Below are 12,547 nucleotides of genomic sequence, written 5' to 3' on the forward strand. Positions count from 1 at the left end.
TATCAACGGATAGAACAATAATTTTTAGATAAAATAGGACTCTGAAGAAAAGCTTCTTGTCCCTGAGAAACTAAATAAATATTACCTTTTTCATCCCTGACCCATCCCTGTGCTTCTACAATTTTTAGCGGTAATTTTTTATGAACATCTACTTTTTTAATATTTTGATTATCTTCTTGAATAGGAACTAATTCCACCAAATCAACTAATGGATTCGTACCTGTAAATAAATCATCAGGACTTGATGGTAAACCACCACTACCAATAATAGTAAATTTATTTTCTTCATCAGCTAATTTACCACTATTATTACATCCTTTTGCTAACTGATTATTAGTATCAATCACACTACTATAAAGCCCAATTAACCCTTGATTTGGATCAGTAGATAATTGATTAATCTGTACACTACCACTCAAATCAGGACTTGCCCCAGTAGCAGTAATATCACTTTCTGAAGTCAATTGATCCCTAAATTTTGTACCAATAATTCCTTGAGAACTAATCATCACATTACCACCACGAAAGTCAATCGAATTAGCAGTTATATCACTGTTTTCTAATGCAGCTAAAACATCTACATCAATGGTAATATTACCCCCAATCACATTATCACCAGTTGCATTAGTAGTAATTTTGCTGCCATGACGCATAATCAAATTTTGAGAACGTAAATTAATACTAGCCTGTTCTTGGCTAATATCTGTACTATTACTACGAGTGTTACCACTAATGATACTAAAGTTATCCATCAAAATTGACTCAGCTACTAAATTCAAATTACCTGCATTACCTGTCCCTAAAGCTTCTACCGTAATTTTTGCCTGATCTGAAATTTGTAAATTCTTAGTGTTAATTTTTATATCTCCTGCCTTACCTACACCAACCGTACTAGCACTAATTCTGCCACCTTGCACTTGTAAATTATGAGCATTAATAATTAAATTTCCACCGTTTCCTGTAGCGTTAATTTCGGAAGCAGTAGCTAACCCACCAAAATTTTCCGCAGCATCGCCAAATATCTGAATATCTTCAGCATTAATAGTTAAACTTCCTCCATTACCAAATCCCAACGTGGAAGCAGAGATGACAGTATTTTCTCTAACAATTAATTGCTGAGTGTTAATCTCTATATTTCCAGCATCAGCGGTTTGTAATGTAGAAGAATTGATATTTGTATTGACACTGATACCATTAGAATCTTCAGTGAAGAATTCACCAGAAGTGAGTTCTATTGATTCAGCAGCATTAATCTTAATATTGCCAGCTTTTCCAGTACCTAAAGCAGTGCTGCCAAGAAATCCCCTATTGACAAGAATTAGATTTTTAGTATTAACAATTAAATCACCAGAATTTCCACTACTTTGTATCCGGTTTCCTGTTGCTAATAAAGACTCATTTAACTCTACCGATTCATCAGCATTAATATGTAAATTTCCACCATTACCATTATTCAAAGTAGAAACTAATAAAACTGATGCGTTTCTTAACACTAATTTATTGGTATTAATTTCTAAATTTCCCGTACTTCCAGAACCAATACTCAGGACAAAAAACCCATCTTCTATTTGAGAAATATCAGTCATAGGGTTAACTACCTTTTCTGCTTTATTCTCAAAATCACCAATACCGATCATTTCTATGGTATCGGTAGCATTAACTTTAATATTTCCACCAGATAATGATCCCAAAGTTAAAGATGCAATGCGGGAAGCTTCACTGATTCGCAAATTTCTACTTTGCATCTGCATTTCTCCCCCACCTATACCACTAGCATTTATATTACTTTTGGACGTTAATGTAATATCACCAAAATTATTTGTGTTATTATACCCTAATAAAAATCCTTGATTTGTAGTAGTAATATTAACTAATCCTTTAGTTTGAACGCTACCTAATTCTAATCTTCCCCCATTAGTTTTAATTGTTCCTCCCTGAAAATTGATATCTCCACCAACTAAAGCTAAGGTTTGATTTGGTTGTACTTCTAAGCCATTTTTAGCTTGTACTTGAATTGTCCCAGGATTATTACCAAACTGTAAACCAATAGGTGTAGTTATAGTTAATAAAGATGTATTTGCATGAGTTTGGCTACTAAATTCTGACCCATCTAAAAATTTAATCCTATTGGCTGTACTACCTACAAATGAACCACCAATATCTAAACTAGCATTGTTACCAAATATAATCCCATGCGGGTTAATAAAAAATAAGTTAGCACTACCATTAACCCTAATTAAACCATCAATTTTAGAAATATTATTTCCTGTAACTCTGGTAAAAATATTTTGAATCTCTAAACCATTATTAAAAATAGCTTGTCCATTTGTAGGAAGAGAAAATTCTTTAAAGCTATGAAATAGATTAGCATTTTTAACAGTACCACCGTTAATTTCGCAGACTAAACAACCAGGTTGTACTTGAGAGTTATGAGGGAGAGTGTTGTCAGGAATAATTTGTGCAGTTGCTTGTTTACTACTAAATATTGATAGTAGTAATACTGGTAAATATAATATGAAATGTAAACTTTTTTGCTTGTTCATCTGAGTTTGCTAATATTATAAACACTGAACTTAGAGATTAGCAAACTCAGTCTTTAACTTTTTTAACCTTTAACTCCTAACTGCTGTGGTATCCAAACAGTAAAAATTGAACCTACACCCACAGTAGATTCTACTTCAATGCGACCCCGATGTAATTCTACAAGCTGTTTAGCTAAAGCTAAACCCACCCCTGTACCTTCATAATGACGACGATAAGGTGTATCAAGCTGTTGAAACTTCTCAAACAACAAAGCTAACTTTTCTTCGGGAATACCAATACCAGTATCTTCTATTTGAAAAATAGCTGTATTCTCTTCCACCCACAAACGCAAAGTCACATCACCACCTTCAGGTGTAAACTTAATTCCATTATTTAATAAATTCCAGAGGATTTGTTCTACCCTACCAACATCAGCTCTAAAAATATCATTTGCTGGGTTAATTTGTAAATCGAGTTTTAGAATTACTTTTTTATTGCTTGCCTTTTCTAATAAAGAATCTAAAATATTTTGTGCAGTTTTTACTAAAGAAAAATCAACAATATTTAATACTGTTTTCCCCGCCTCAATTTGTGATAAATCGAGGATATCATTGATCATTTCTAATAAGTGTTCCCCACTATCATGGATGGTTTGTAAATAATCCCGTTGTCTTTGACTTAATTCACCCAAAGGCCAGCGTAATAATGTAGAAGACATTCCAATTACATATGTTAAAGGAGTTAATAATTCATGACTGATAGTTGCTAAAAATTCACTTCTGAGACGATTAGCAGCTTCTGCGGCTAGTAAAGCTTCTCTTAATGCCACAGTTCGTTCAATCACTCTTTGTTCTAAAGTTTGTTTGTCTCTAGTCAGAGTTTGTGTAGCCTCACGGAGAGATTGCATTAATTCTGATTGATGAATCGCTATAGCTAATTGTTCAGCAATTGAAGATAACAAACTTTTTTCACTTTCTGTCCAACGGCGCATATGATGACATTGATGGGCAATTAACAAACCCCAAATTTTTTCTTCAAAAATAATTGGTGCTACTAATTTAGATTTGACTTGACTAGCTCTTAAAAATTTTAGTAAACACTCTTCTAAAACATAAGTTTTGTCTACATCATCTATAGCTAAAACAAACCCTTTACAATATTTATCTAAGTATTTATAATTAGTGATCAAACAATTATCTTCTTGATAATTTAAAAGAGCAGAAATATTAGTTGAAGATAGTGACTCATAAACTACAGAAGCATTATATTGTTGGTGACTTTGTTCCAGAAATTTCTGATTGAAAACCGTTGGTGGTAAATATTGAGAATTAAAGGATTGATTGAGGGATGTATTTGTAGTCTTAAATTGAGATGGTAAAAATTGATAAATTATTAATCTATCTAATTCTAAAAACTCTCTTACTTGTGTAATTACCGTGTCCATAATGACTTGCAAATCTGGACTTTTGCGAATTTGTGTTGTTACCTGATGCAAAAGTCTTTCTTGAGCAATTTGTTTGCTCAAAGCATCTTCCACAGGTTTGCAAATAAAACCTTCCGATGGGTGAGAAATCATAGGTAACTCCACTTCTGTATTCAGTAGTGGTAGTAAATACTCTAATAACAACAAAGTAAATTTACTTTGCAGATTTGTATCATTACGAGGAATAATTTGCTGATATTGGGCAATTTTGTGGTAAATGAGAGAATCAGAAGCAAACAGGTTTTTTAATTGAGAAATAAATGTAGCGATCGCCTCATGATTCAATATTAAACTGGTGTTTAAAGAATCTGGGGGAACTTCTGTTCCCGCTTCCGTTTCCTGATTTCCTAGCAGTAATGCACTAAACTGATCAGAAACTAGCAGAGTAAACCGTTCTTGTTGCCATTCAACGGGAATTATAATCTGTGCCAGCAAATCTTCTGTGAGTATTAAAGCAGAACTGCCTATTGTTTGAGCCATCTGCTGCAACAATTCCCCAAGCCGATTAAATACAATCACAGGCAAGGTACGAGAAAAGCTCAAATTGGAAGAACTCAGCATTTTCAGTATTTTAATGAGATGGGCTGAATGTCTACGTAGGACAATAGGTAATTTATCAGGGGCAAAGATAACTTAAAATCCTTGTTGCTTAACCCCTTTCCTACTGATACGCTGCGAGTTGACGTAGCCTGTCCGTAGGATTTACGGTATCCTTCCTAGTTGTTTGTGATTATGTCCTAACCAAAAGTTGAAGATGGTCAGAAAGAATTATGCATCGAATCAGTGCTACACCAGGTGGATGGAATCAGTCAGAAGGTTTAATTTTTCTAGAACAAACTCCAGCCCCTTTTGTGTTTATCACCGCTGCTGATACCGACATTCAAACTTTAGCAGCAGCAGTCCCAAAATTACCTGCACAATTTCCAGCAGTACGAGTCGCTAACCTGTTGCAGTTACAGCAACAGATAAGTATAGATACTTATGGTGAACAAGTTTTAGAACTCGCTCAAGTTATCGTCTTACGCCTATTAGGAGGAAGTTCCTATTGGGCTTATGGTTTAGAGGTAGTGCAGGAAATTGTACAACGTCAAGGCATAACTCTAATTGTAATGCCTGGAGATGACGCTCTTGATCCCGATTTGATCTCTAAATCTACTATTTCATCAGAAATCGTTCAGCAAATCTGGCAATACTTCCGAGAAGGTGGTGTTGAAAATTTCCTGAATGCGCTGCAATTGATTACGGATCTTTCTCTATCAACTAATTTCAACCCTCCCCCACCAAAAGCTATTCCCCGTGTGGGGTTCTATGAAGGAACGTTTTCTTCTACTTCTTCTACACTGTCACCTGTTACCTGTCACCTGTCACCTTCTAAAGTCGGAATTTTGTTCTACCGCGCCCATTATTTGGCGGGAAATACTAAAGTTATTGATGCTTTGTGTCAGGCTTTAGTAGCCAAAAATTTACAACCTGTGCCGGTTTTTGTTTCCTCTTTAAAAGAACCTGGTGTTGATGATGAGATGCTCAAGTTTTTTCAACCTGAAGATTCTGAGCATATTAACCTGTTACTGAATACTACGAGTTTTTCTTTAGCAAGATTGGAAACGGAAACCCCTCAAATTGAACTGTGGGAAAAATTAGATGTGCCGGTTTTACAAGTTATTCTCTGTGCCAGTTCCGTTGAACAGTGGCAGTCACAGTTACAGGGTTTAACTCCCCGTGATATGGGTATGAATGTGGCTTTACCAGAGGTAGATGGCAGGATTATTACTAGGGCTGTGTCTTTTAAAACTCTACAAACCCGCAACAATGACTTAGAAACTGATGTTGTAGTTTATGAACCAGTTAGCGATCGCATTGATTTTGTGGCTCAACTAGCTGCAAATTGGGTGAGATTACGCCAAAAATCACCCTCAGAACGGCACATAGCCTTAATTTTGGCAAATTACCCCAACACCAATGGTAGGCTGGCTAATGGGGTGGGTTTGGACACTCCCGCCAGTTGCGTGGAAATTCTTAAAGCTTTAAAATCCGCCGGTTATGAAGTTGGAGATATCCCCGCTGATGGTGATGAATTAATTCAGATGTTAACCGCCGGGGTGACAAATGACCCAGAAGGTAAAGATTGGAAATCTGTAAATCAATCTGTTTCTGTGCAGGAATATCAAGAATATTTCTCTACCTTACCCGAAGTTGTACAACAGGGAATTGTTGAGCGTTGGGGTGCTGTTGAGGAAACGAACCGCAGAGGCGCAGAGGGCGCAGAGAGAAGAGGGGTTTTGCCTGTTTCTGGTATTCAATTTGGTAATGTTTTTGTGGGGGTTCAGCCTTCACGGGGTTATGAACATGATCCGAGTTTAAATTATCATGCCCCTGATTTAGAACCAACTCACGACTATTTAGCTTTTTATTATTGGGTGAGAGAAGTTTTTGGTAGTGATGCGATCGCCCACGTGGGTAAACATGGCAACTTAGAATGGCTACCAGGTAAAAGTGTGGCTTTATCCAAAACTTGTTATCCTGAAGTCGCTTTTGGGGCTATGCCTCATTTATATCCGTTTATTGTTAATGATCCAGGTGAAGGTTCACAGGCTAAACGTCGTTCTCAGGCTGTAATTATTGATCATCTCACCCCCCCCATGACACGCGCCGAATTATACGGTGGGCTGCAACAAGTAGAAAACCTAATTGATGAATATTACGAAGCCGAAAGTTTAGATCCTTCCCGTTTACCAACCTTACGCGATCGCATTCAAGCCTTAGTCATCAAAGAAAACCTCTACAAAGACCTAGGTATCACCAACGAACAAGACATCACCGATTTTGAAAATTTAATTTTAAATTCCTTAGATGGTTATTTGTGCGAACTCAAAGAAGCCCAAATTAGAGACGGCTTACACATTTTCGGACAAGTTCCCCAAGGTAGACAACTCAGAGACTTAATAGTAGCGATCGCCCGCATCCCCAACCGTCATTCCATCGGCATTACCCGCGCCATAGCAGAAGCATGGGGTTTAGACCTCGACCCCCTCACCACCAACTACAGCGACCCCTTTATTCCTCCTCAAACCCTCTCTGCGCCTCTGCGCGACGGACACTTTGCTCAAGTCGGGAAACCCGCCCAAGCAAGTGTCCTCCTCTGCGTGAGATTAAAATCATGTCGCACCCACGGCGATGTTGTCGAACTCCTAGAAGAACAAGCCGCACTTCTAGTAGAACAAATACTAGAGGGAACAGAGAACAAAGAACAGGGAACAGTAAAACAAGTTCTCCACTGGATAGAATCAAAACTGCTCCCAGCACTGCAAAACACCACCCAAGAAATTACCAACTTACTCAAAGGACTAGACGGTAAATACATACCCAGTGCTGCATCTGGCGCACCAACCAGGGGCAGACCAGAAGTTCTACCCACAGGTAAAAACTTTTACTCTGTAGATATTCGCGCCATACCCACAGAAACCGCCTGGGATGTCGGCAGAAAAGCCGCCGAAACCCTGATCGAAACCTACACCCAAGAACATGGAGAATATCCCAAAACACTAGGTTTATCAGTTTGGGGAACATCTACCATGAGAACCGGCGGTGATGATATTGCCGAAGCCTTAGCTTTATTAGGAGTCCAGCCAGTTTGGGATGGTGCAGCCAGAAGAGTTGTAGATTTTGAAATCTTACCTTTATCAATTGTCGGTCGTCCCCGCGTTGATGTCACTTTGAGAATTTCCGGCTTTTTCCGGGATGCTTTCCCCAACCTCATAGATTTATTTTCCCAAGCAGTCGCAGCAGTAGCAGCATTAGACGAACCAGCAGCAGAAAACCCCCTAGCAGAGACAGTCAAGCAAGACACTGAGTTATGGACTCAACAGGGTTTGAGTGTAGAAGCTGCCAACGAAAAATCACTTTATCGTGTTTTTGGTTCAAAACCAGGTGCTTATGGTGCTGGACTCCAAGGTTTAATTGCTTCTCAAAACTGGCAAACTGACGAAGATTTAGCCCAAGCTTACATTAATTGGAGTTCCTACGCTTACGGGAAAACAGACAACCAAAATACTGTCACCTCTAAAGAAGTTTTTCAGCAACGTTTAAAACAAATGCAAGTGGTTCTCCACAACCAAGACAACCGCGAACATGATTTATTAGACTCTGACGACTATTATCAGTTTCAAGGTGGATTAACTGCTGCGGTGCGTTCTCTCCAAGGCAAAAACCCCGAAACCTACTTTGGTGATAATGCCAATACATCACAGCCTAAAGTCCGCAAACTGAAAGAAGAAATTACTAGGGTTTATCGTTCCCGTGTCGTTAATCCCAAATGGATAGAAGGAGTCATGCGTCACGGTTACAAAGGTGCGTTCGAAATGGCCGCAACAGTTGATTTTCTCTTTGCTTATGATGCAACTTCCCAGTGTGTGGAAGATTATATGTACCAAGGAATTGTAGATAATTATTTACAAGATTCTGTAGTGCGTGAATTTATTCACAACAAAAACCCCTGGGCTTTACGGGACATAGCCGAAAGATTACTAGAAGCTAACCAACGGGGTTTATGGGAAGACGTAAATACTCAGACTTTAGAAAATTTGCGTAATCTCGTACATGAAGCCGAAGCAGAAATTGAGGAAAAGTAGAATGGTTGACATACTCCCCACCCTAGAAGGGTGAGGATTCTGGGATCAAACAGCAATTGCTGGCATGGCCAGTCTCACATCGCCTAACCCAATGGTTGATGCCCCAACCATTTGAATATTTTTAGCCGCATTTTCATCACGTCCATGAAAAGAATTGCATGATGGACAACGCCACTGTCTAATCGCCAAATCTAGACTTTCTAAAATATGTCCACAAACAGAACAAGTTTTACTGGATGGATACCACTGGTTTATATAAACTACCTGTTTATTTTTCTTCTGGGCTACCCACTCTAGTATTTGCAAAAACTCACCAAAAGCCAAGTCTGATATTTTTCTACCCCAAAGACGTTGCATACCTTTGAGGTTTAAAGTTTCAAAACATAAAACATCAAACTTATCAGTTAATGTGTGAGCTAGTTTCCAAAACCAATCACGTCTTTTGTTACAAACATCTTCATGTTTACGAACTAAGTTCTTTCTAGCTCGTTCACGATTATGTGATCCTTTTAGTTTTTTGGAATGATATCTACTAGCTTTCTTGATAGCATTTAGAGATTGTTTTAGAAATTCTGGAGAATCAATTTTAGTCCCATCAGAACAAGTTAGGAAAACTTTTAAACCGAAATCAAACCCCGCTATCTTACCAGTCGTTGATTTGATTTCTGGTTCTAACTCATTATCAACTACAATAACCATAAACATTTCACCTAATGCAGTACGCTTTATGGTTATTGTTTTAATCTTTCCTTCTATTTCTCTAGATTTCCAAAATTGATATACTCTTTTTCCAATCTTTACCCTGTTCCTACCTAAGAATTTATAGCCAGCTTGTTTAAGAGTTAAAGATTTATATTTCTTAACTTTCTTAAACTCTGGTGGTCTTACTCCTTTCTTGTTGTGTTTGAAGAATAATTGGTATGCCTTATCTATTCTCTGGCAGATATCTTGTACTGCTTGAGAGCCTACTAATTGCCAGAACGAATTACGTTTTCTTAACTTAGCAATATGTGACTGAAGTTTTGCACAGTTTAAGTGTTTGCCCCATATTCGGTAGTACCGTTTATGTAGAGCAATACAATGGTTATAAATCACCCCTGCGGCGTTAATCATCCGTTTGAGGTGTTTACTCCTTTTGTGTTCATATAACTTAAACTTCAGTGTTTTCATGACCATAACTATATCAAGGTCGCCCTAGAAGGGCAAGGCTTTCGACCCATTTTTTTGGTAATGGGTAATTAAATTATTAACTTCCCACTCTCCCCCTCTCCCCCTCTTATCCTTGAATTCATCACTCCTAATAACTAAATAGGACTTGGTGAATAAATGTGAAAACATTACAGGGAAAGGGTTTGAGCCGTTTTCAGGTAAAAAAAGTGCAAGCTTTTACGAGGTGGAAACTTAAAAACCTTGCATTTAATTCCTACTCCAAGGAAAAATCGTTCCCATCTAACTCTTGAAACTGTCACCTGTCAACTGTCACCTGCCTCCACGAAAGGACTTTTATGGCTACGCCACGCTCCGCGAACAGCAAACCCTAAATAGGCATTAATGCCCTTTGGCACTTGGGACAAACAGCATGAATAGTTAGTTGACAATCTAGTAGATGATATCCTTCTTTTTGGGCTGTTTTTGCCCCAATTTTCAAAATAGATTCGTTTTTGAACTCAATAGTAGTATTGCAACGGACGCAAATCAAATGATGATGATGATGGGGATAGGGTTGGTTTAGTTCATAGTGTTTATGTCCTTCACCTAATTCTAATTCCCGCAAAATTCCCATCCTAGACATCAGTTTCAAGGTTCTATAAATGGTTGATAAACTGATGCCTTCACCGTCAGTTTCTAGGCGATGATAAAGATCCTCGGCACTTAAATGTTCTCCCTGTGGTAATTCTTGAAAAATGTGCAGGATTACTTCGCGTTGAGGAGTCAAACGCCAACCACGGTCGTTTAGTTCTGCCTTGAGTGAACCAGTTGTGTAGACAGTCATACTAAATTTTCTCAACAAAGCCTTCTAATTGAGAATATAACAAATATCAGGAGGGATTTGCAACAATCATGACTTATTGAGAATATTTGTTAGTTGGGCATTGGGCATTGGTCACTGGTAATTTTCTTACTAAGTACCTGGGCAAAATTGATTGCACATTTGGGAAAACAATAGAAATCTCTGTATCTCTTGTCTGTCACCTGTCACCTGTCACCTGTCACCTTCCCTAAATATGAAATTTATTTTGCACGACTACTTATCACCTGTTCCCTGTTCCCTCTTTTAACTTAAAGATTCCAAATAGTCGCGGATGAGGTTACGACGTTTGGGTTGGCGGAGTTTTTGTAGGGCTTTGGATTCAATTTGTCTGACTCTTTCCCTTGATAGGTCTAAAGCACGGCCTATTTCTGCCAATGAGTAAGGATGACCGTCAGATAAACCAAACCGCATCAGAATTACTTCCCGCTCACGGGTAGTTAAATCCTCCAGTAAATGGTGCAAATCTTTTTGTAAAGATTCTCGCATTAACATTTCTTCTGGGGTGACGCTATCTGTTTCTAATAATTCCCCTAATTCTGTATCTTTGTCTTTACCTACTTTGGTTTCTAAGGAGACAGAACGGGGAACACGTAATAAAACTTCCCGTACTTGGGCAGCTGTCATATCTAGTTCAACTGCTAAATCTTCTAAGGTAGGGGTACGACCTTGTTCTTGGGCTATTTTCCGTTGTGCTTTTTTAATTTTGTTGAGTTTTTCGGTAATATGAACAGGAAGGCGAATTGTCCGACTAGAGGTTGCGATCGCTCTAGTAATTCCCTGACGAATCCACCAATAGGCATAGGTACTAAAACGATATCCTTTGGTTGGATCAAATTTTTCTACCGCTCTTTCTAAACCTAGAGTACCTTCTTGGACTAAATCTAATAATTCTAAACCACGATTTTGATATTTTTTGGCTACGGACACCACAAGACGCAAATTAGCCTTGATCATGTGTTCTTTAGCGTGGAGTCCTTGAGATTGAATTTTCTCCAGTTCCTCTACTGTCAAACTAGCAATTTCTGCCCAGCGTTTTTTACCTTCTGAAAGTGTGGGCTTGAGTTCAGATAATTCAATCCCAGCGGTACTTGCCCATCTTTCTAATGAAGGGCGATGTCCTAGTGCAGATACTAAACGCTCTTGGACTTCAACTAGCCGTAAATAATTGGCTAATACAACATCACCTTCTTTTGCTGCATTGGCAAGAGTGATCCGCATCCGTAAATATCGCTGTACTTTTTGGGCTTCTGAAACTTCTTCATCTCGCCCTAATAAGCGTACTCTACCAATTTCCTGAAGGTATAAACGTACTAAGTCTGTACTGCGTCGGTTGGTGTTAGCAGCCAAGTTTTGAGCATCAGCAGCAGCTACTGCTTCTAAATCCTGTAATTCCTCTAGAGACAAATCACTATTTTCAACATTAAAATCAGAGTCTAGTGTTGAATTAGACTTTGGAGAATCGTAAGCTGCATCTGTATAGAAAGATGTTGCTGGCATAATTTCTTAATGTGAAGGTACGAATAGATTACGGTCAGCTAATCAACTGTTGCTATTGTTCCCGTAATTCACGTTTAAATAACACAATTGAGCTTGACAGTACAATTCTTTGTAAAAGGTTGTACTGGTTTGGCTGAACTTGATGATTTATTTGGGTGGCAAATGATTTTTACCACCAGATCAATCAAGTTAGCCGACAAATTTGATTAAAACAGGTTAATGGTATTAAAGTTTACTTATGAAACAGGAGATGGGATTTCATTTTTACCGAAATTTATCAGTGACTGTGGTGTGTTGGTGGAAATTATAGATATTTCCGGTCACAGTCAGACTGGAAAAAATCAATTACCTAAGTTAATATAGGTATTTTCAGGAATCGTGGCT

Annotated in this window: 7 protein-coding genes; 2 read left to right on the forward strand and 5 right to left on the reverse strand. The window is 38.2% G+C overall.

The window, feature by feature from the left end:
- Positions 1 to 2: 2 nt before the first annotated feature.
- A complete protein-coding gene (locus WJM97_RS17995) occupies positions 3 to 2,543 on the reverse strand; it encodes a filamentous hemagglutinin N-terminal domain-containing protein (protein ID WP_353930155.1) in 2,541 nt (846 codons plus the stop codon).
- Positions 2,544 to 2,605: 62 nt separating this feature from the next.
- Positions 2,606 to 4,567 (reverse strand): GAF domain-containing sensor histidine kinase, encoded by a 1,962-nt coding sequence (locus tag WJM97_RS18000; RefSeq protein ID WP_353930156.1) that lies wholly within the window; start codon positions 4,565 to 4,567, stop codon positions 2,606 to 2,608.
- A gap of 209 nt (positions 4,568 to 4,776) precedes the next feature.
- On the opposite strand from WJM97_RS18000, the gene cobN reads away from it, so the two are divergent.
- Positions 4,777 to 8,634, forward strand: coding sequence for a cobaltochelatase subunit CobN (gene cobN, locus WJM97_RS18005; RefSeq protein ID WP_353930157.1), 3,858 nt, complete (start codon positions 4,777 to 4,779; stop codon positions 8,632 to 8,634).
- A 45-nt stretch (positions 8,635 to 8,679) separates the two neighbouring features.
- Here cobN and WJM97_RS18010 read toward each other — a convergent pair whose 3' ends face one another.
- The 3 genes from WJM97_RS18010 to sigC form a co-directional block, all read right to left on the reverse strand.
- Positions 8,680 to 9,804 (reverse strand): transposase, encoded by a 1,125-nt coding sequence (locus tag WJM97_RS18010; protein ID WP_353930158.1) that lies wholly within the window; start codon positions 9,802 to 9,804, stop codon positions 8,680 to 8,682.
- Positions 9,805 to 10,171: 367 nt separating this feature from the next.
- Positions 10,172 to 10,627: a transcriptional repressor gene (locus tag WJM97_RS18015; protein ID WP_353930159.1), complete on the reverse strand. Its 456-nt coding sequence runs from the start codon at positions 10,625 to 10,627 to the stop codon at positions 10,172 to 10,174.
- Positions 10,628 to 10,909: 282 nt separating this feature from the next.
- Complete coding sequence (gene sigC / locus WJM97_RS18020) at positions 10,910 to 12,163, reverse strand: RNA polymerase sigma factor SigC (protein ID WP_353930160.1); 1,254 nt, start codon at positions 12,161 to 12,163, stop codon at positions 10,910 to 10,912.
- Positions 12,164 to 12,382: 219 nt separating this feature from the next.
- On the opposite strand from sigC, the gene WJM97_RS18025 reads away from it, so the two are divergent.
- Positions 12,383 to 12,526 (forward strand): hypothetical protein, encoded by a 144-nt coding sequence (locus WJM97_RS18025; protein WP_353930161.1) that lies wholly within the window; start codon positions 12,383 to 12,385, stop codon positions 12,524 to 12,526.
- The last annotated feature ends 21 nt before the right edge of the window (positions 12,527 to 12,547 follow it).

Source organism: Okeanomitos corallinicola TIOX110 (genome assembly GCF_038050375.1).
Lineage (GTDB): Bacteria > Cyanobacteriota > Cyanobacteriia > Cyanobacteriales > Nostocaceae > Okeanomitos > Okeanomitos corallinicola.